The following is a 20,226-nucleotide window of genomic DNA, read 5'->3' as shown; positions in this document are numbered from 1 at the left end:
GCTTCTGGGAGTGATAATTGATAAATTTCCGACTTTCGACATTGGTAAACTAAAAATCAAGTACTTTCTTACTCAAATATATAGGATGGTACAAAAAAGCTTAAATGGATTATATCAATTTGAGGATGTTTTAAAGGGTAACATTAAAATTCATGAAGTAGAAAAGCAGAAAATATTTGAAAAAATAGGAGAAGCTAGTGGGCGAGATGTCAAAATTAAAAATTTAGTAGAAATCCAGCACAAAGAAGTAATTAAACAAGCTACTGATTCATGGACTAAATGGCATAAAGAACTAAGACAAAATATTACTCATCAAAGTCAACACTGGGATTCGGTACACAGTCCTGTTGTTAGTCAAGACAAACTCATTCAAGACTACATAAATCAATTTACTGAAACTGTGTCACGAGAGATAGATATATGGGGCAATACAAAACTTAGAGATGTCATTTTGCTCCAAAATACCGAATATTTAGATGCAAAAATAGCTTATGAGTTAAATGCAATTCAAAGCGAATTTCAAAGTATGGATATGCATATTCAAACAAATTTAAGTCAACAACTTAAACTTTCAATTAATGGTATTAATGATGACTTTACGGGTTTCGGAGGAATTGGTGGTGGTCTTGGAATTGGTGCTTTAGCTGCTGGATTAATGGTATTTACAGGGCTTGGATTTATTGCCGTAGTTGTTGCAAGTCTAGCTGCTGCAATTGCTGGTTCGTTTGGTTTAGGAATGCTAGATTTTGATGGACTAAAAGACCAAATAAAGGCGAAAGTAATTGAATTAGGATTTGAAAAATTCGATGAGTCAATGGATAAATTCTCCGATAAGTTAAATGAAATAGTTGGCTCAGTCTTTGAAAACCGAGTTGAATCAGCCAGTCGAGTCATCTCACAAGCGATCGCGCTTTATGAAAATCTCCTAGAACACCAGGAAAAGGCTCACAACAAAACTCTGGTTGAAAAGATGTGGATTTACCAAAAGCGCCAAGAACTTGAGCAAGTACAGAATGGGCTGGAAGTCATTATCAGTAAATGCGGAAAAGATTAGAAAAGCCTTCAATGAAGATAAAGATATCAAACGAGTTTTGCATCGAGATTAAGTAAAAGGATGAAAAATCATGACTTTTGCCCAAAAAATTACGAGATGCGATCGCAAAATACAACCCTCTCCCTAACCGTTTCCCAGCCTGAAGGCTGGGAACGAGAAAAATCTTAGTGCAATTCAGTTATAAATCTTCTTAACCGAGCAATATTAAACGCTTCTTCACTTTGGAAAACTTTATTTGTAGCCATAATTTTTTACGGAGTGCGATCGCCCTTCTCCTCTACGTGAAACTTACCTGCTTAATTGACCAAAAACGAACACGTCGCATTTTTATTCCTCAACACCAAGACAATTAGCAGATTGTAAAGGCTTGAGATGCCAATTTTAGCGTAGGGGTAGCCCACCGCAGGTATCGCATGTCCCTACGTCCGCGATAAAATTCTCAAGCACAACAGCGCACTCCATACCAATGCAAATTAACTGGCAAACTGCCAAAACCTACGACGATATTCTGTATCAAAAAGCTGATGGCATTGCAAAAATCACCATCAACCGTCCCCACAAACGCAATGCTTTCCGTCCTGAAACTGTCTTTGAACTGTACGACGCTTTCTGTAATGCTCGTGAAGATACTACTATTGGTGTTGTCCTATTTACTGGCTATGGCCCACATACTGATGGCAAATATGCCTTCTGTTCTGGTGGCGATCAAAGCGTGCGGGGACATGCAGGTTACGTGGATAATACTGGCATACCTCGCTTGAATGTGCTGGACTTACAACGCCTGATTCGTTCCATGCCGAAAGTGGTGATTGCTTTAGTGGCTGGATATGCGATCGGTGGTGGACACGTTCTACACTTGATTTGCGACCTGACCATCGCCGCCGATAACGCTATTTTCGGACAAACTGGGCCGAAAGTTGGTAGTTTCGACGGTGGTTTTGGAGCCAGCTATCTCGCCCGCATCGTGGGACAAAAAAAAGCTAGAGAAATTTGGTTTCTCTGCCGCCAATATGATGCACAACAAGCGCTAGAAATGGGCTTAATTAATTGTGTTGTTCCAGTGGAACAACTAGAAGCGGAAGGTATTCAATGGGCGCAGGAGATTTTAGAAAAAAGCCCGATCGCAATTCGGTGTCTCAAAGCCGCCTTCAATGCTGATTGTGACGGACAAGCTGGTTTACAAGAACTCGCTGGCAACGCCACCCTACTTTATTACATGACAGAAGAAGGGTCTGAAGGCAAACAAGCCTTTCTCGAAAAGCGTCCACCAGATTTTCGCTCTTTCCCTTGGTTGCCTTAGAATTGCAAAAATCGCACCTCACTAAAGGGTGCGATTTTTTTAGATATCAACTTTTACAGCACTAAAAATCTTAAAAACAAATCTTATTTTAAGTAGACTACAAACTCAGTCCAGTAATAATGGATGACTAAATAACCACTGCTTTAGTCTTTACCTGTTCAGATATAGAAGCAGTTATTTCCTCTATCGGGGCAAGAGCAGTATTGTCTAAATCTGAAGCTAGAGATTGACAAGATGTTAAAACTGGGGCTGCATCTGGCAAACCCCAAGCATCTTCTAAGGTTTCCCAAGAAGGTGCAAAAGGTGGAAGCGCCAAAGAGCAAGCCTTCCAAGTTGCTTGAACTGGTGCGCCCAACTGCTGGCACGTTCCACCACGGCGACCTTCTGGCTGGTAATGACGGCAATATTTACAGGCAGATGCTAAAACTTTAATGGGTTTCATTAGGATTCATCTTTAGTGTCGTTTCTGGCTGAATTTCATCTTTATATTCTGCTTCTATATATAAAGACGGAGAAAAGCCAAAAAGTCATTATTTTCTATAGGTTTCAGCGATCCCAAGTAAAAAATAAACTTCAGGATATTTTTATAATCTTGTTATATATTTAAATAATCCTTAGAGCAGTTACATATAGATATCGTCTAAAACTTATTAGGGATCAAGATTAAAACTAAAGCTTTTGATTTCTCCAGCCTTTTAACTTCTTTCTTAAGTCCTTCTTAAGACAGAGAATTTTAGATAAATAGTCTGCTTCGCATACCACATCCGGCAGATTTTAGCCGCAAATTATATTTTTTCTCAAGATTCAGAACTATTTGATGTAACGGCAGCAAGTTAGTTCAGGATAAATTCTGCTTAACGAATAATGCTCAACTATTTTGCCTTCAAAACCGTTTAGCAGCACAGATAGAACAGACTTGCCAGCGTTGGAGTTCCCCTGCTGGGGTGGGAGATTGACATTGGGGACAAAGGGGTAAGCCATGCGATCGCGATCGCACAATCTTCGTCCAATGTCCAAAAGCCGCATTCACATCCTTCGTGGGTGTAGCATCAGGGTGTTTAATCTCATCACCAAGATAACTGGGATGCTCATTGGGCGAAACAGATTGTTGCTGTTTTCTCTCCACTGATCGATTTTGCCAGCCAGCAGTAGAGAAGCGAATATCAAGCAAAGGCGTTGGCAGCTTTTTATTTAACTTTAAAAGTAAAGATGTGCGACTAAAAGTCAAGTTTTGCGCCCAAGCAGCACTAGAAGTTGCTACCGACAAAACATCACGCTGAATCGACAATGGCCGAGTGTTTGCAGCAACCACAGGGCCAACAACTTCTGTCCAACACTTGAGTAGCAGTTGAAATGGTTGCTCCTGCCATTTAGCCTGCTTTTCCAGAATCCCTAAAATATCATTAATTGATTTCAACGACATCGTTAAAGGTGGGGAGTGGGGACTGGGGAGATGAGGGAGTGTGGGGAGTGTGGGGAGATGAGGGAGATGAGGGAGATGAGAATTTTGCTTCCCTCTCCTCCCACACCCCCCCCCACACCTCCCAATGCCCAATGCCCCATACCCAATACCTAAATCTATTTAAATAATTTCCGCTACTATTGTCACAAATATAATTCCAACAATCTACGCTTGAGGCACAGAAACAATGACTCAAAACCCCTTGAACGATTCTGATAATCATCAATTGTCTAAAACACCTGGATTGAAACCAGCACTAGCAGCAGCATTAGCAAGTTTAGAAGTACCGCTAGATCAAGAGTTAGCTCGATATCGACGTACACGAACTGGTTTAGTATCAAACCAGTCCCGTGTTGCAAGTTACATGAGTAATCAATCCCAGCCATTAACTGCCATTTCTACAACATCGGGCACAACTCAATCATCGGTAACGGAAATTAAAACTAATGTGCCACCGACATCTGTACCCGTTAATTATCAGGGAACCCCAGCGCCAACTAAGGCAAAAATTGACGTACCACCCACATCTGTAGCAGTGAATCCTGAGATGAACCCGGCGCCGACTATGGCAAAAACCGAGGAACTGAATAATCTGAATAATCTTAATGTGCCCTCTACCTCCGATTCTGCTAAAACACAAACTCAACTTCCACCACCCCCACCCAACTTTAGTAGCAGCATTGTGTCAGCACTCGTTAAAGGGACTAAAAGCGAAAATCTCTTGCAACCAGATAACACTCCTAAGCACCCAGATGACTATTTAGAATCTAGTGAAGCACTGCTGCGAAGTCTGGCAGAAGAACAACCAGAAACCAAGAATCCAAGTAATTCTAGTGACACTCTGTTATCACCTTTGGGAATTGGCTCGATGTTGCTACTACTGGTGGCGAGTCTTACCTTGGGTTATGTAGTGTTCAATCCCAAAAGCTTACCACAATGGAATTTAGGCAATTTGTTTAATGGGAATTCGTCTCCCACACCAGAAAATGCTGAAGAAGTTGGCAGTAATGTCCAACCTCAAATCCAGCCACCAAGTACATCTATGCCTAAATATCCCAATCTAGCTAATGAAGAGTTTCCTGAGGTGAGAGATCCTAATGATGTAGTTGGCTTAAAACCCAAAGTCCAACCAAACCCCGCAGTAGTCCCTAATCCAGTAGTTTCTCAAAACCCCGTAAATCCTCAAGCGGCTTTACCTGAGGCCAACACAGCCTTAAAACCGACAAATCCGATCGCCTTAGCACCAGTACCGGCACTACAATCCTTGCCTCCTCTGAATTTGCCTCCCACTGCACCGATAAAAACCTCGCCTAAGGCGATCGCAACTTCACCAAAACCGAATACAGAAATTAAACCAGGAACAGATGGGTTCTATCATATAGTGATAGATAATAAAGGCGCAGCTTTTGCCTCAGCACGACAAGTAATTCCTGATGCTTATTTATCGCCCAACAAAGAATTGATTTATCTGGGTGCTTTTAAAACTAAAGAGCAAGTAAAACAACAGATGCAACTTTTACAGGCAAGGGGAATTAAGGCACGGGTTCAGTAGCCATAAGTTGTAAAAATTTACGATACCATAAGATAACAGTCCTAAGTCAATGAGTGCTGGGTTGTGTTAGCGTTAGCGGGGCGTTTAGCCCGTGCTAAGTGCTGACTAGTAGAGACAAAATCTTGTTTGTTGACGACCCTACAACAATAATTCTTATACTCAAGACTTTAATTGGGCATTCAGCACTCTATAACTAAATTCATTACTCAGCACGGGCTAAACGCCCCGCTACCGCTAACAGCATTCAGCACTCTCTAACTAAATTCATTACTCAGCACTCAGCACTCAATACTGGATTTCGTGAATGGAGAGCCGACATGGAATTAATCAACCGTATTCTGCGGGTGATTCGCGCTAATTTCAATAGTTTGATTAGTGGTGCAGAAGATCCAGAAAAGATTTTGGAGCAAGCTGTTCTGGAGATGCAGGAAAATCTGATGCAGTTGCGGCAGGGTGTTGCACAAGCGATCGCTACCCAGAAACGCACTGAACGCCAGGCAACGGCTGCCCAATCTCAAACAGAAGAATGGTATCGTCGTGCCCAATTGGCGCTACAGCAAGGCAGCGAACCTCTAGCACGCGAAGCATTGACTAAGCGCCAAGCTTATAAAGAAACTACTACAGCCCTATATTCCCAGATAGAGCAGCAAAACGAGATAGTAGTTAGGCTAAAAAAGGATATGCGATCGCTAGAGTTAAAAATTGCCGAGGCAAAAACTAAAAAAGATATGTATATTGCTCGCGCTCGTTCTGCTGAAGCATCTTATCGCCTCCAGGAAATGCTCGGCACAACTTCTACCACTAGCAGTCTGAGTGCCTTTGAGCGGATGGAAGAAAAAGTTTTACAGATAGAAGCTCAATCAGAAGCCATAGCTAAACTTAGTAGCGACGACTTGGAAACACAATTTACTTCTTTGGAATCTAATGATGTAGATACCGAATTGGCAGCGATGAAGGTAAAGGTTCTCAAGGAGGCAGAAAGCACACAGCACGAAAGTCTACTCATTGAGGAAAGCCAAAAGACAGCGCAACCTCCCCAACAGCAGTTACCCAAAACTCAGGACTCTTGAAAAAAAGGCAGGGGGCAGAAAGGGGATTCGACCCCTCCCTGTTCGGGAACCACTTAGTAATAAGTGAGGGAATCAGATCCATGTTTTGCAAAGCTTGTCGGCTCAAAGCTTGGGTCATTTAGCCCTGCTCCTTTTCCCCCTGCCCCCTGCCTCTTCTTGAAGTTCGACTAATTACCCCGGTTTGGCATATCTTAACAATTAGGAGTTGTTAGGAGATACTGATTCAAACTGGAAAGATTACATTGAAATAGGTAGCTATAAAAAAGTAAAAAAGCTAACTGTCCAACAAAAAGCGTAAATTACACAAGGAAAAACAAAGTTATGGGATTATTCGATCGCATTAAGCGAGTAGTTAGTTCTAACCTCAACGACCTGGTTAACAAAGCCGAAGACCCCGAAAAAATGCTAGAGCAAGCCATCCTGGAAATGCAGGAAGACTTGGTACAACTGCGTCAGGGAGTAGCCCAGACCATCGCCGCCCAAAAACGCAGTGAGAAACAGTATAGCGATGCTCAAAATGAAATCAATAAGTGGCAACGCAATGCTCAACTGGCGCTGCAAAAAGGTGATGAAAACCTAGCACGACAAGCTTTAGAACGCAAGAAGACTTATACGGATACCAGTGCTGCCCTCAAAGCTAGTTTAGATACCCAAAGCACTCAAGTTGAAACCCTCAAGCGCAACTTAATCCAGCTGGAAAGCAAAATTTCTGAGGCTAAGACCAAGAAAGAAATGCTGAGAGCAAGAATCACCACTGCCAAAGCCCAAGAGCAACTCCAAAACATGGTAAGTGGGATGAATACCAGCAGTGCTATGTCTGCCTTTGAGCGGATGGAAGAAAAAGTCTTGATGCAAGAAGCTCGTGCCCAGTCAGCAGGAGAGTTAGCAGGAGCAGATTTAGAAAGCCAATTTGCCCGGTTGGAAGGTAGTAGCGATGTTGATGATGAATTGGCAGCTTTGAAAGCACAAATGTTACCACCCGCAACTCCCCAAAATCAAGCCCAACTGCCACCGCAACAACAAACCCCTGCTCCTAATCCTAAGTCTAATGAGGTGGTTGATGCCGAGTTGGATTCCCTACGAAAACAATTGGATCAACTGTAAAATTATTGGTAGAAAACTTATTTGAGCTAGTCCCACACCTGTTGGCTGTGGGATTTTACGTCATTAGTCATTTGCTATTGACTATGGACTATTGACGACTTTGGGATAAAGTATTGTGTGTGCCAACTTTGATCGCCATCTGACGGAGACTGCAATGAGTAAGGCTGTAATCACCATAACCGATGCTGATTTTGAAACCGAAGTGTTAAAAGCCGAGCAGCCTGTATTAGTTTACTTTTGGGCTTCCTGGTGTGGGCCTTGTCAATTGATGTCGCCCCTAATTAACTCAGCTGCTAGCAAATATAGCGATCGCCTCAAAGTCGTTAAAATGGAAATTGACCCCAACCCACTCACTGTTAAGCAGTACCAAGTTGAAGGCGTACCCGCCCTCAGACTATTTCAAGGTCAAGAAGTTTTGATATCCACCGAGGGGGTCATCGGCAAAGACAAATTACTAGCTCTCCTAGATACCCACTTAAATACTAATTAGTCAATAGTTCATAGTCCGTACCAAATGACCAATGACCAATGACTAATGACTAATATGCAGTTTGCAAAACGTTTACAACCCCTACAATCAAATGTATTTGCTGATATGGACAGAGCCAAGGCAGTCGCTTTGGCCGCTGGACGACAGGTAATTGATTTGTCGTTGGGGTCTTCTGATTTACCAGCCGAAGCCCATGTAATTGAGGCGATCGCCCAGTCTCTTAGCGATCGCAGTACTCACGGCTATCTGTTATTTAACGGTACTCAAGGATTTCGCGAAGCCGCAGCCAACTGGTACGAACAAAAATTTGGCATCAAAGTCGATCCTCAAACTGAGGTACTACCTCTAATTGGTTCTCAAGAAGGCACAGCCCATTTACCTCTAGCAATACTCAATCCCGGAGATTTTGCCCTGTTGCTCGATCCAGGTTATCCCTCTCATGCTGGGGGAGTCCATCTAGCCAGTGGTCAAATCTACTCAATGCCACTACTGGCAGAAAACAGTTTTTTACCAGTGTTCGCTGATATTCCTGCCCCAGTCTTAGCCCAGTCGCGGATGATGGTATTAAGTTATCCTCATAATCCCACGGCTGCGATCGCACCTTTATCTTTCTTCCAAGAAGCTGTCGCCTTCTGTCAGCAACACAATCTCGTCCTAGTTCACGATTTCCCCTACGTAGATTTGGTATTTGGGGAGAGTCAGGACTGGGCAGATTCTTCTCCCAATCCAAAATCCAAAATCCAAAATCCAAAATCCCTAGTCCCTTCAATTCTGCAAGCCGATCCAGAGAAAAGCGTCTCCATTGAATTTTTCACCCTTTCCAAGTCCTATAATATGGGCGGCTTCCGCATTGGCTACGCCATCGGTAATGCCCAGTTAATTAACGCCTTACGCCAGGTAAAAGCCGCCGTTGATTTTAATCAGTATCGGGGAATTTTGAATGGTGCGATCGCTGCCCTAACTGGCCCGCAAGCTGGCGTCAAATCTGCCGTCGCTACCTTCCAGAGTCGGCGTGATGCTTTCATCAATGCTTTACACCGCATTGGCTGGAACGTTCCTACTCCCCAAGCCACAATGTATATCTGGGCAAAATTGCCTTCACATTGGAGTCAAAACTCTATAGAATTTTGTACCGAACTAGTCAAACAAACTGGTGTAGCCGTTTCCCCAGGTGCAGGCTTTGGCAAATCTGGGGAAGGATATGTGCGTTTTGCCTTGGTACATGAGCCACCTTTGTTAGAAACTGCTGTAGAAAGAATTGCTGAGTTTCTTCATGGAAATAGGAACTAGTACAGCAAGACGTAAATAAACTACACGGTAGGGGTACAGCAATGCTCATTGCTGTCAACTTAACGTGAAAACAAGTCTATAACTAGCTTTTAGATTGCCTCGTTCCCAGTCTCCGGCTGGGAATGCTCGTCTTTGAGGCTCCGCCTCCCTTGCTAGCGCCAGAGCCACCAAGAGCAGCATTTCCAGGCTCCGGCTGGAAACAAAGTTTTAAAGGAGTTTCAGCTTAAGTTGACAGCTTAAGTTGACACCAATGAGTAATGCTGTGCCCTTACGACAAATGTGGTTCAAATATATGAAAACTGCTGTAAATAAATTTTTTGCCTAGCCTCTAGTAAAGAGTCCCCAATTCCAGAGTGCCCATTTCTCCCTAATTTCTCCACGAGACGCCTTTTTAGATCGGCGCAGCAAGTTGGAGAAAAATGGCAAAATCTACGCAATATTGATATGCGTTCCTACGAATCTCCGTATTATACTGAACTCCAAAATATAACACTGTAGTTTTTAGATACATAAGATTTTCGGTAAAGTATGTAATTAAACGTATAAAAAAATCGAAAGATTCGTCATTTTTTAATTGATGATCAGCAGTAACTTTACCCAATTAGGTCTTCATGTTTCTTAAACTGGGTTTGTGCGCTGAGATACCAAAGATGGTTAACAATACAGTTTGTGTTTTTAAGCAACTGTATTGCCAAAAAGCCTGTAGTCAAGACAACCCAAGCCTAAAAACGGCAGTAGTTTAAAACTTAACTTCCAAACTAACAAAGACTTGAAAACAATGAAAATGACTTTCCACAAACTTGTAATTGGTGCCTCAATGGCTATTGGTATGAGCGCTCTTGCCACTGTACCAGCACAGGCTGGAACACTCACCGGTGCTACTATTGGTGGAACAGCAGCCGATGATTATTACGTCTATGATTCCGATGCCAAAAATACCTTCAAAGTAGAAAAACCTAGTGCAAATGATGTACAAAAAGTTCTAAGTGGTAACGCCGCTAGCCCCACTGGAAATGTGGAGCTACGAGCTAGCAGTGAAGGAAAGGATTTTGATTTCACCAAAAACACCACCTTGACAGGTACAATCGGTGGGAAAACCCTTACTCTAAGCAGCCTCACTTCTGATGACTGGTTTGGAGTCGGCCAAAAAACTACGAAGTATGGGTCAACTAATTTAGCTAACACCTGGTTTAACCAGGCTCTAAATTCTTATGGTATCAGTGATAGTACTTTTACTTTACTCGCTAAATACAGCTACACTAAAGAGAGTTTGTTTGACAGCTTTCTTAAAAACGGCGGATTTGAACGCTTTAGTGACCCGAATATTTCCTATGTCAATCAAGATGACACAAGTGGTTTAATTAGTATTGGTTTAGCAGGTCACTATAATGCCGCAACCCTCATAACACCCTCTCTAGGACTGCCGATTAACCTATCTAGCCTACTTCCATCTTTATTACAAGCAAGTGAAATCGTCAAATACACTTATGACGGTAAGACTGACTACCTGTATAGCTTTAAAGCTACCGAATCTGGTTTAGTTGAAAAAGGTGATACCAAATCCCATAGTGGTAATTATGAAGTCACTATCAAAGGTGTTGTGCCTCCCGCAGCAGTGCCAGAACCATCTATAATACTGGGTTTGTTGGGTGTTGCTGGCGTCTTTGTGACACAACGCAAATTTAAAAAAGTATCTATTTAAGATTGCAGGTTCAAAACTATAAATAAGAAAGGGAGCTAATTGCTCCCTTTTTTGATGAATAGTTTCTTTTTAGGTTATACTTTTGCTAAAAATATTTGCAAAAAATTAATCGGTTGTAAGACTATATATCTGTATGCCCCTAGCAAGATATTTGTAATAAGTATTTTGTAAAATGGTATTAATTAACCTAATATCCAGATACAAACTGTTTTATAAAGGCAATTTACATACCGTTATTTTCAGGATTACTTAAGTGTTTTTACTTATACGCTCTTGGCAGTTCCATGTTTAAGAGTAGTCATTGATTTAAAATCATAACTTAGATAAAGCTCGTAAAAAAAGCTTAATTTTTGATTAAATTATACTTCATTGTATTGCTTGTTCAAGTATTGTAGTACGATTGAATTTAATCTATTCATATTTTTGAGTAGATTATATAAGTCAGCTTTCTATTCGTTTCATCATAAACTTAAATACACTAGCATTTAAGTTTATGGCAATAATTGTTGGCTTTTACTTAAAATTATCAGATAATAGGTAGCAATGACAGCACAATTACTCAATGAGAGATAAGCCATTGCAGTCACATAAAGTTAGACGAATTTTGCTAGTCGAAGATCATTATCTCAATCGGATGTTACTTAGTGACTATCTAATTCACTGTGGGTACGAAGTCCAAAGCTTATCAGAAGGCTCTACTTTTTTCTCAACTGTTGAGAAATTCGAGCCAGATTTAATGTTATTAGACTTGAAGCTACCAGATGTTGACGGTTACTCACTCTTAAAACAAGTCCAGCAAAAACCTGATTTGTCAAAAATACCGATCATTGTGGTTTCAGCCTTTGCTTTTAAAGCAGATCAAGAACTAGCTTTGAGTTTGGGCGCACGTAGCTATTTTGTCAAACCCTTAAAACTTAAGGATCTGATCCTTACAATTGAAGAACAATTTACTTGTCACCACAGATAAGCTTTTCTATGATGCGTGCATTTATTCTGCTTTTTGGTCAGCAATAAACTCTTCAACGCGCTCACTAAGAGTTTGTACGGAACTGCCAATAGTTGAAATTTTCTGTTGTACTTGCGCTAACAATAAAACTGCTGTTTGTAGTTCATTGAGAGTTTCAGCCATAGCCTCACGATACTGTACTTCAAAATCTTGTAAATTCATGGTCTAGCTCTTGTTTGAAATCATTATAATAACTATATTCTCAATCATAATCGCAAATTTAACTAACTCAATCCGTTAATTCGCTTAATATTATAAATTCAATAAACAAACATAAATATCGCAAATTGACAAAGATTTTATCTGGTATTTATATAAGCATTATCTAAACGCCTTCTTGATTTTTAAATAAAGATAAATCAACACAAAAAATATTATTTTTATTTAAAATGGAAAGCTCCAGATAATAAAATACAGCAGTAAATAGGGAATAGTAAACAGGGAACAGAGTTGAAAATTACTTGGTATATGGCTTTTTGATGAAATTTTGTACCTCATTTACCTGAAATCTGCTGTATTATCAATTTAAAAAAGTTAATAATAGATTGAAAAAGCAAAGTTTTTATTCTGACAGTAGCAGTCAAGAACTAAGGTCGCAGCTAGACAAATTCTCGTTTACTCCAAAGTTTTTATGCTTACGATAAGTTTTCTGACAAGTTTCTAGCTTGGAAACTAATTCACCCTGCAAAAAGCTGCAAAAGTAGCTACAGCAGACTTATTTTTGTGTAAGCTAAAGGTCTACCCGACTTAGGAGTTGAGAGTGCTGAGTTAGGAGTTAAGAGTTATTATTCTCCCCAGTCCCTCTTTTATCTATTCTGGCGTATACAGTTTTTGATGGCTATTTCATCTTTACTTCATAAATAGTCTGTCGAATCGGCACGAAAAAATAATTTTTCTTAAAATAGAGAAAGATTACCTAATTTTGGTTGTGACAATATCTACTCAAATATTACCACTGGTTAAAGATCCAGAACGACTAGAAAACCGTCTAGCCGAAATTCCACCGGAACCGGGGGTTTATTTCATGCGGGACAGGAGCGATCGCATTATATATATAGGTAAATCACGTAAATTGCGATCGCGTGTCCGTTCCTATTTCCGGGATGGCTACAACAAGAGTGAACGTATCGCCACGATGGTCAAATTAGTGACAGAAATTGAATTTATCGTCACTGATACTGAAGCTGAAGCTTTAGCCCTAGAAGCCAATTTGATCAAGCAGCACCAGCCATATTTCAACGTGTTGCTCAAAGATGATAAAAAATATCCCTATCTCTGCATCACTTGGTCAGAAGATTATCCGCGAATTTTTATTACCCGTAAACGCCAATTTGGTAAAGAAAAGGATAAGTTTTACGGGCCCTATACTGATGCTGGTTTATTACGAGAAATTGTCCGCATCTGCAAGCGTATCTTTCCCCAGCGACAACGACCTCAACCACTTTTTAAAGACCGTCCTTGCTTAAATTTTGATTTAGGGCGTTGTCCGGGTGTGTGTCAACAGCTGATTTCACCAGAAGAATATCGCAAAATTGTGCAAAAGATCGCGATGGTATTTCAAGGTCGAACTCAGGAATTGATTGAGATTTTGACCCAACAGATGAACGCAGCCGCCGAGAACTTGAATTTTGAGTCAGCCGCGCGGATTCGCGATCAAATTTCTGGGTTAAAGTCGCTGACAGCTGACCAAAAAGTATCCTTACCAGATGATACGGTTTCACGGGATGCGATCGCACTGGCAGCCGACGAACAACACGCCTGCATTCAACTATTCCAGATTCGCGCGGGTCAATTGGTGGGACGTTTAGCCTTTGTGGCGGATGCTCATGCAGAACCAGGAGCTATTTTACAACGAGCCTTAGAGGAACATTACCAAACTGCTGACTCCGTGGAAATACCCTTAGAAATTTTGGTACAGCATGATTTACCAGATGCGGAGATATTGGCGGATGTCTTAACTCAACGCAAAGGCAAAAAAGTCACAATTTTGACTCCTTTACGGCAAACTAAGGCAGAATTAATTGAGATGGTAGAGCGAAATGCTCAGTATGAATTGCAAAGAATGCAGAAATTTGGCGATCGCAATCACCAATCAATGCAAGATTTAGCTACCATTCTCGATTTACCCGATGTACCCCACCGCATCGAGGGTTATGACATTTCCCATATTCAAGGGTCAAATGCTGTCGCTTCGCAAGTTGTGTTTATCGACGGATTACCTGCTAAACAGCACTATCGACACTACAAAATCAAAAATCCCACGGTGACAGCAGGACATTCAGATGATTTTGCTAGTCTGGCTGAAGTCATCCAACGGCGGTTTCGCAAGTATGGGGAAGATCAGCAATTAGCGCGTTTGGGTAATCCTGACTGGCCGGATTTAATCATGATTGATGGTGGTAAAGGTCAGTTATCATCGGTTGTCGCCGTTTTGCAAGAGATGAATTTATTAGAAGACTTGCGAGTTGTGAGTTTAGCAAAGCAGCGAGAAGAGATTTTTTTACCGGGAGAGTCTAAACCCTTGACAACTGATGCAGAACAACCGGGGGTACAGTTATTGCGACGGCTGCGGGATGAAGCGCATCGGTTTGCAGTGAGTTTCCATCGTCAACAACGTAGTGATAAATTGAAGCGATCGCGTTTAGATGAAATTCCTGGCTTAGGACATCATCGACAAAAGCAGCTACTAGGACATTTTCGCTCAGTTGACTATATTCGGCAAGCGACAACCACACAACTTGCTGAAGTAGCAGGAATTGGGCCGCGTTTGGCTCAAGAAATTTACGATTATTTTCATCCTGCTTAAAGTAAAAACACCTACTCTTCAAGGTGAGAGTAGGTGAAAACAAAATGTAGATAGAACTTTGAGCGATTCCCAAAGTTCCCAGCAAAGGGTATTGATTCTGACTCCTGAATTCTTTTTTTATTTCATAAATCTTGTCAGCAAATATGAACTAAATCTTAAGATAGAGATTTTGTTACCAAATATACAGTAATTTATTGGTTTTAATTTTTGAATACAAGAACGGCTTTTTTGTATTCGTTCTAAATGACTATAAACAAGGCTCTCTCAAGGCATTAATCATAGGGATCAGTAAATCTCTAAGCAAAATTTAATTAAAAATCAATTTATGTATCTAAAGTAGGAGAGTAAAATCACTTAAGTTTTAGGATAATAGATAAAGATATCAAAAACTTTTCAAACCTGAAATTTTGTTTAAAATAATCAGCCAATATTACAGCAATTTGTTAAGTTGGGTCGAACCAGAATTTTTCTTGGTTTAACTTGTGGCTTTACTAAATAAAAAATAATTACAACCAGAGGTTTTAAAATGCAGACAGTACAAAAGATTTACTGCCCAAATTGTGGTAGCCATGCGGAACGTTATTATATTTCTGATAGTCAATTAACTCGGACACAATGCCCAAGCTGTGACTATTTGATGATTAGTTGCACTCGCACTGGCAAAGTTATTGAGGCTTATGCCCCAGGAATTCATGCACACCGATAGTTAATAAAAAAATTAAAAATTGGAGAAAGTTTTCTCTAATTTTTAATAATTAAAGTTATTTCTCAAAACAGAATTTAGAATTCAGAATCCAGGAGTCAGAATTCAATAAAGTTCAGAATGAGCAACAAAACACTTATAGAGACGGCGATTTATCGCGTCTCGAAAACTCAAAATTGTTGCCAGTAGGCCTTAACCCAAGCGTATTGAGTCATAATTTAGTATGAATTGGAGTCCTGGCGGATAGGATTTAGCGGTTTACTATAGTGGCGGTTCTGAATTCTTCTTCAACAGACATTTTGAACAGTTTACAGATTGTCTTTCTGTTGTCTGAGTTGTTGCTGTTGTCTCTGTTCTTGTAATCTCAATTCTTGCTGTTGTCTAATTTGTTGATCTTGTCTGAGTTGTTGATCTTGTATTCTCATCTGTTGCTGTCGTGTAAATTCTTGCTGTTGTAGTCTTGTTTCTTGTTGTTGTAATCTTAATTGTTGCTGGCGTATCAGTTCTTGCCGTTGTCGTGTAAATTCTTGCTGTTGTATTTTCTGTTGTTGTTGTAGTTGTGGTTCTGGAAGGTTTAGGCGTAGCCATGTATCCTTAAATTGCTCTTGTGTTTGCTGATTTCGCTCCTCTTGTTGTTGTCTCATTCTTTCTTGAAAGGACTCAGGTTGCTGAGGAATCGGTTGAATTATTTGTCCATAAGCAGGAGAATTCATCGGCAAAGCTTTTGCAAGAACAATGACTAGTAGCCATAGTTTAAGCGGCAATGAGCGATTCAACATACAGTTATTTGTTATGGGTTGGGTTGAGCGATCGCTTAACCTTAATATAACAATTTCTACCATTGCCTTCTTGCACCAATTGCGACTAACGTCAATATATGTGTAAAAGCAAAGTAATTAAATTTACTGACTGCAACAGATTTAATTCTTACTTGCTCTTAATTGCCCACAAGCAGCATCAGCTTCTAAACCACGAGAATAACGGACACTAACAGCAGTATTTTGCTGCTTGAGGACGTTGACAAATGCTTGAATGCGATCGCGGTTGGGGCGTTTGTAGTCTACTTCTTGAATGGGGTTGTAAGGAATCAAATTCACATGACATTGAAATCCTCGCATACATTTTGAAAGTTCTAATGCGTGTTCTGGTAGATCGTTGACACCAGCTAAGAGAACATATTCAAAGGTAACGCGGCGTCCAGTTATTTCCACATATTCTCGACATTCAGCCAGTAAATCTTCTAAAGGATAGGCGCGGGCGCTGGGGATGAGTTTTTCCCGTAGTGGTTGATTGGGGGCGTGAAGACTCACAGCCAGAGTAATTTGCAAATTATTTTCCGCGAACTGACGAATGCGATCGCGAATCCCAACTGTAGAAACTGTAAGCGATCGCTGCCCAATACCGACATCTTGATTCAGAGATTTCAAAGCTGCTAAAACATTCTCAGTATTCAACAACGGTTCACCAAGTCCCATAAACACTACATTGCTAACCCGTTGCTGAAAATCTTCTTGCACAGTCAACACCTGATCGACAATTTCGTGCCGTGCTAGGTTGCGTTTGTAGCCTCCCTTTCCAGTAGCGCAGAAATCACACGCCATCGGGCAACCCACCTGAGTAGAGACGCAAACTGTCAGCCGGGCTTTTGGGCCTTCTCCCCTTTCTGCGAAGGTGGGGATACCAACAGTTTCAATAATTTGCCCGTCTGTTAATTGTAAAAGATATTTGACTGTACCATCGGGAGCCTCAGAGCGGTAATGTAAGATTGAGCGCCCAATAGGGATTTCTGCTAATTCTGTACGCCATTGCTTGGGGAAGACAGAAATATCAGCTAGCGATCGCACCCCCTTGTCATAGATCCATTCATGCAGTTGCTTCCCTCTGTAAGCAGGTTGTCCCTGCTGCTGCACCCAAGTAGTTAACTCGGCAACGGTTGCACCTAGTAAGGGAGGGATTAATGCTGATTTTTCTGGGTTTTGTGAGTCAATCGGAGATACAAGAGGCGTAGCAGACATAAAAAATCACGAGTTGATGCTGAATCTCTATACTACACCTGCCAGATTAACTTAGTCTTGACCAAAGAAGATGGTTAATTAACCAAAGGTTGTGCCATTCCAGCCCCACATTGCTCCCTTAGCATCCGCAAACTCTATATAAATGCGATTTTTCGGCACGCCTAGAGTTTGGTTAATCTGCTGGCAAAAGTCCTGACTCATTGCTGCGGTTTGATCTGGCTTCATTGTACCGATGCTCTTAATTTCAATGTAGCAAACCGGGTCAGTATTCCCTGCAAAAGTCATGGGGATTCCTGGTTCAAAAGCAGTCATTACATAAGATTCTGGTTTTCCCAAATGTTTCGCCAACTTGGCTGATAGGTTTAAAAGCATCGACTCAATTTCAGCTTTTTCAGGAGCAGGTGCAGAAGTTTGCACTTTAATTAAAGGCATAATATCGAATTGGGATTTTGAATTTTATTGACATTGTTAAGTTTATCGAACCGCAGAGGCAATGGGGAGATGAGGAGAATAACCAATGCCCAATGCCCCATCCCCAATATTTAGTTATGAGATGAGCGAAATAGATGACTATGTTCAGGATGATATAAACGCGATCGCCCTGTTGTTGTCGAGAGTGCGGGGCTGATTATATAAAGTGTAGTGCGAATTAGTTTTTCTTGATGAGTGCAATCTGCCATTTGATTTAAGGGGACAACCCTGATTTTTTCATCAGGCCAGCCGATGCGAAAGCAAATCGCAATGGGGGTTTCGGCTGGGTAATGTTCGAGTAATTTGGCTTGAGCATTTTCGACGTGACGCGCACTCAAATACAGGCAGAGGCTAGCCTGATGCGCTGCAAGAGTCGCTAATTCTTCAGTGGCAGGGACTTCTGTACGTCCACTGATGCGTGTCAAAATGATCGTTTGGACTAAACCAGGTACAGTCAGTTCTATTTTGAGTTTGGCAGCAGCGGCTTGAAAGGCGCTGATACCAGGTATGACTTCAAAAGGAATATTTGCCTCTGCGAGGAGGTGCATTTGCTCGTGGATAGCGCTGTAGAGACTAGGATCACCAGAATGAAGACGGACTAGAGATTTTTGCTGCGATCGCACCCTATCGATCATAATCCCCAAAATCTCTTCTAAAGTCTGATTCGCAGTTCTAATGATCTCCGCATCTTCTCGACAAAGTTCTAAAATTTGTTCGGGGATTAAAGAATCAGCAAATAAAATCACATCAGCAGCAGCCAGTAGTTTCTGCGCCTTCACCGTTAATAAATCAGGATCTCCGGGACCCGCTCCCACAATATACACAGATGCTTCTAAAGCATATAGTGTTTTTTTATCACTCGAATTTTCTGTATATTCACTCTTAGAAGAACACACGGCAATCCCTCAAAAAATTTTTGTGGCAAATTCTTCAGTATCTTTCCGGATTCATCTTCTTTCCCTAGTAGATAGTAATGGTAGATGCACCCTGGTTAAGCCCTAGAGAATATTCTGGGGCATTTTTTATTTTTGGGCATTGGGCATTGAAAAGAGGCAGAGGGGAAAACTCTTCTACCTTGCATCCCCCTCATCTCCCACTCTCCCCATTACCCTTAAGAGTAGGAACTACATCGGGTAAAGGGCGTTTGAGTAAGTAAAGCCAAGCTAATCCAACTAATCCCAATAAAATTCCGAGACTACTGACTACTTGTGCCATCCGTAACGGCCCCAGCATCAAGCTATCAGTGCGAAAGCCTTCAATCCATAAGCGTCCTAAGCTATAGGCTGGCCAGTAGACTAGAAATAGTGTGCCTACCTTTAGGCGTGGCTTACCGGATAAAGACCGGAAAAACAACGTTATCAGTAGCGTAAACACCATTAAATCCCACAGAGATTCGTAGAGGAAGGTGGGATGAAAATAATCGAAACTAGCATAGTCTAGAGGACGACGATCTGGTGGAATATACAACTTCCAGGGTAAATCAGTCGGATCGCCAAAAGCTTCAGAATTAAAGAAATTGCCCCAACGTCCGATCGCTTGCCCTAAAATCAGCGAAGGTGCTACTAAATCTGCCAGTTGCCAAAAAGAAACCTGCTTGATTTTGGCAAAGATTAACGCAGCCACAACGCCACCAAGAATGGCTCCGTGAATGGCAATACCTCCTTCCCAGATTGCAAAGATTTTTTCTGGAGTTGGGGCATATTTTGGCCATTCAAAGAAAACGTAGTATAGCCGTGCGCTAGGAATTGCCCCAATCAACAACCAAAAAAACAAATCCCCTAGCAACTCAGGATTAACATTACGGCGCTTTGCCAACTCCTGGGAAAGGATAACGCCAATTAATACTGCTGTGGCAATCAATAAGCCATACCAACGGATACTTAAATGAATACCTAGTATATCTAAATCTAATTTCACCAGAATCGGGCCTGGTGAAGTGAATTGAAATGCCAAGGGCAAGGTGGAAAAATCCAGTGCCATGAAAAATTACCTAGAAAAGTTCGTTAACTACCCGCGTACTTTGCTAAGTACGGAGTTTCTTGCATCTCGAATACTGGAACTACCCTTGAATTCTCCACCAAATTGTGGGGACATAGGTAAAAATCCCATATTTATATTTAGGAGTCTAGTTCCTAACGCCTAGTTGAGCATAACTTGTGCCACTAAAACAATTGAATTTAGCATCTTTACTCAGAGCGCAA

18 protein-coding genes and 1 pseudogene are annotated in these 20,226 nt (G+C 41.3%); 11 read left to right on the top strand and 8 right to left on the bottom strand.

Features of this window, described 5'->3' with window-relative positions; translation table 11 throughout:
• Positions 1–10: 10 nt before the first annotated feature.
• On the top strand, positions 11–1,054 hold the full coding sequence (locus FD723_RS24335; RefSeq protein WP_179067665.1) for a hypothetical protein: 1,044 nt from the start codon (positions 11–13) through the stop codon (positions 1,052–1,054).
• 466 nt (positions 1,055–1,520) lie between these two features.
• Positions 1,521–2,354, top strand: coding sequence for a 1,4-dihydroxy-2-naphthoyl-CoA synthase (gene menB / locus FD723_RS24330; protein WP_179067664.1), 834 nt, complete (start codon positions 1,521–1,523; stop codon positions 2,352–2,354).
• Between the two features lie 127 nt (positions 2,355–2,481).
• On the opposite strand, the gene FD723_RS24325 is transcribed toward menB, so the two are convergent.
• The gene (locus FD723_RS24325) at positions 2,482–2,796 is read right to left on the bottom strand and encodes a hypothetical protein (protein WP_179067663.1); all 315 of its coding nucleotides are present in this window, start codon (positions 2,794–2,796) and stop codon (positions 2,482–2,484) included.
• Positions 2,797–3,237: 441 nt separating this feature from the next.
• Complete coding sequence (locus FD723_RS24320) at positions 3,238–3,777, bottom strand: DUF721 domain-containing protein (protein ID WP_179067662.1); 540 nt, start codon at positions 3,775–3,777, stop codon at positions 3,238–3,240.
• A gap of 226 nt (positions 3,778–4,003) precedes the next feature.
• On the opposite strand from FD723_RS24320, the gene FD723_RS24315 reads away from it, so the two are divergent.
• The 7 genes and pseudogenes from FD723_RS24315 (at position 4,004) to FD723_RS24285 (ending at position 11,991) form a co-directional block, all read left to right on the top strand.
• Positions 4,004–5,368, top strand: a complete 1,365-nt coding sequence (locus tag FD723_RS24315) for a hypothetical protein (protein WP_179067661.1) — start codon at positions 4,004–4,006, stop codon at positions 5,366–5,368.
• Positions 5,369–5,685: 317 nt separating this feature from the next.
• The gene (locus FD723_RS24310; RefSeq protein ID WP_179067660.1) at positions 5,686–6,438 is read left to right on the top strand and encodes a PspA/IM30 family protein; all 753 of its coding nucleotides are present in this window, start codon (positions 5,686–5,688) and stop codon (positions 6,436–6,438) included.
• 321 nt (positions 6,439–6,759) lie between these two features.
• A complete protein-coding gene (locus FD723_RS24305) occupies positions 6,760–7,542 on the top strand; it encodes a PspA/IM30 family protein (protein ID WP_179067659.1) in 783 nt (260 codons plus the stop codon).
• A 154-nt stretch (positions 7,543–7,696) separates the two neighbouring features.
• Complete coding sequence (locus FD723_RS24300; RefSeq protein WP_179067658.1) at positions 7,697–8,032, top strand: co-chaperone YbbN; 336 nt, start codon at positions 7,697–7,699, stop codon at positions 8,030–8,032.
• A 45-nt stretch (positions 8,033–8,077) separates the two neighbouring features.
• Positions 8,078–9,322 carry an LL-diaminopimelate aminotransferase gene (locus FD723_RS24295; protein ID WP_179067657.1) on the top strand — a complete coding sequence of 415 codons (1,245 nt, stop codon included), beginning with the start codon at positions 8,078–8,080 and terminating at the stop codon, positions 9,320–9,322.
• A 778-nt stretch (positions 9,323–10,100) separates the two neighbouring features.
• Complete coding sequence (locus FD723_RS24290; RefSeq protein ID WP_179067656.1) at positions 10,101–11,024, top strand: NF038130 family PEP-CTERM protein; 924 nt, start codon at positions 10,101–10,103, stop codon at positions 11,022–11,024.
• A 543-nt stretch (positions 11,025–11,567) separates the two neighbouring features.
• Positions 11,568–11,991, top strand: a pseudogene (locus FD723_RS24285) (response regulator).
• A 21-nt stretch (positions 11,992–12,012) separates the two neighbouring features.
• Here the strand turns inward: FD723_RS24285 and FD723_RS24280 are convergent.
• On the bottom strand, positions 12,013–12,192 hold the full coding sequence (locus FD723_RS24280; protein ID WP_179067654.1) for a hypothetical protein: 180 nt from the start codon (positions 12,190–12,192) through the stop codon (positions 12,013–12,015).
• Positions 12,193–12,958: 766 nt separating this feature from the next.
• Here FD723_RS24280 and uvrC point away from each other — a divergent pair.
• Together uvrC and FD723_RS24270 are read left to right on the top strand one after the other, a co-directional pair.
• Complete coding sequence (gene uvrC, locus FD723_RS24275) at positions 12,959–14,836, top strand: excinuclease ABC subunit UvrC (RefSeq protein ID WP_179067653.1); 1,878 nt, start codon at positions 12,959–12,961, stop codon at positions 14,834–14,836.
• 526 nt (positions 14,837–15,362) lie between these two features.
• Positions 15,363–15,542 (top strand): replication restart DNA helicase PriA, encoded by a 180-nt coding sequence (locus tag FD723_RS24270; RefSeq protein ID WP_179067652.1) that lies wholly within the window; start codon positions 15,363–15,365, stop codon positions 15,540–15,542.
• 305 nt (positions 15,543–15,847) lie between these two features.
• On the opposite strand, the gene FD723_RS24265 is transcribed toward FD723_RS24270, so the two are convergent.
• From FD723_RS24265 to lgt, 5 genes are all read right to left on the bottom strand, one after another.
• A complete protein-coding gene (locus FD723_RS24265) occupies positions 15,848–16,381 on the bottom strand; it encodes a hypothetical protein (protein ID WP_179067651.1) in 534 nt (177 codons plus the stop codon).
• Between the two features lie 78 nt (positions 16,382–16,459).
• Positions 16,460–17,554: a 23S rRNA (adenine(2503)-C(2))-methyltransferase RlmN gene (rlmN, locus tag FD723_RS24260; RefSeq protein WP_179067650.1), complete on the bottom strand. Its 1,095-nt coding sequence runs from the start codon at positions 17,552–17,554 to the stop codon at positions 16,460–16,462.
• A gap of 78 nt (positions 17,555–17,632) precedes the next feature.
• Positions 17,633–17,986 carry a phenylpyruvate tautomerase MIF-related protein gene (locus FD723_RS24255; RefSeq protein WP_179067649.1) on the bottom strand — a complete coding sequence of 118 codons (354 nt, stop codon included), beginning with the start codon at positions 17,984–17,986 and terminating at the stop codon, positions 17,633–17,635.
• A 110-nt stretch (positions 17,987–18,096) separates the two neighbouring features.
• Entirely contained in the window at positions 18,097–18,921 is an 825-nt protein-coding gene (gene cobM / locus FD723_RS24250) for a precorrin-4 C(11)-methyltransferase (protein ID WP_179067648.1), read from the bottom strand.
• A 190-nt stretch (positions 18,922–19,111) separates the two neighbouring features.
• Entirely contained in the window at positions 19,112–20,005 is an 894-nt protein-coding gene (gene lgt / locus FD723_RS24245) for a prolipoprotein diacylglyceryl transferase (protein ID WP_179067647.1), read from the bottom strand.
• Positions 20,006–20,226: the final 221 nt, after the last annotated feature.

Source organism: Nostoc sp. C052 (genome assembly GCF_013393905.1).
Lineage (GTDB): Bacteria > Cyanobacteriota > Cyanobacteriia > Cyanobacteriales > Nostocaceae > Nostoc.
This window is presented reverse-complemented; position numbering and strand designations above follow the sequence as displayed.

Excerpts from the sequence above, each read along its gene's own strand:
- menB (WP_179067664.1), top strand. The coding sequence starts at position 1,521 with ATGCAAATTAACTGGCAAACTGCCAAAACCTACGACGATATTCTGTAT.
- FD723_RS24325 (WP_179067663.1), bottom strand. The coding sequence starts at position 2,796 with ATGAAACCCATTAAAGTTTTAGCATCTGCCTGTAAATATTGCCGTCAT.
- FD723_RS24320 (WP_179067662.1), bottom strand. The coding sequence starts at position 3,777 with ATGTCGTTGAAATCAATTAATGATATTTTAGGGATTCTGGAAAAGCAG.
- FD723_RS24315 (WP_179067661.1), top strand. The coding sequence starts at position 4,004 with ATGACTCAAAACCCCTTGAACGATTCTGATAATCATCAATTGTCTAAA.
- FD723_RS24310 (WP_179067660.1), top strand. The coding sequence starts at position 5,686 with ATGGAATTAATCAACCGTATTCTGCGGGTGATTCGCGCTAATTTCAAT.
- FD723_RS24305 (WP_179067659.1), top strand. The coding sequence starts at position 6,760 with ATGGGATTATTCGATCGCATTAAGCGAGTAGTTAGTTCTAACCTCAAC.
- FD723_RS24300 (WP_179067658.1), top strand. The coding sequence starts at position 7,697 with ATGAGTAAGGCTGTAATCACCATAACCGATGCTGATTTTGAAACCGAA.
- FD723_RS24295 (WP_179067657.1), top strand. The coding sequence starts at position 8,078 with ATGACTAATATGCAGTTTGCAAAACGTTTACAACCCCTACAATCAAAT.
- FD723_RS24290 (WP_179067656.1), top strand. The coding sequence starts at position 10,101 with ATGAAAATGACTTTCCACAAACTTGTAATTGGTGCCTCAATGGCTATT.
- FD723_RS24280 (WP_179067654.1), bottom strand. The coding sequence starts at position 12,192 with ATGAATTTACAAGATTTTGAAGTACAGTATCGTGAGGCTATGGCTGAA.
- FD723_RS24270 (WP_179067652.1), top strand. The coding sequence starts at position 15,363 with ATGCAGACAGTACAAAAGATTTACTGCCCAAATTGTGGTAGCCATGCG.
- FD723_RS24265 (WP_179067651.1), bottom strand. The coding sequence starts at position 16,381 with ATGGTAGAAATTGTTATATTAAGGTTAAGCGATCGCTCAACCCAACCC.
- rlmN (WP_179067650.1), bottom strand. The coding sequence starts at position 17,554 with ATGTCTGCTACGCCTCTTGTATCTCCGATTGACTCACAAAACCCAGAA.
- FD723_RS24255 (WP_179067649.1), bottom strand. The coding sequence starts at position 17,986 with ATGCCTTTAATTAAAGTGCAAACTTCTGCACCTGCTCCTGAAAAAGCT.
- lgt (WP_179067647.1), bottom strand. The coding sequence starts at position 20,005 with ATGGCACTGGATTTTTCCACCTTGCCCTTGGCATTTCAATTCACTTCA.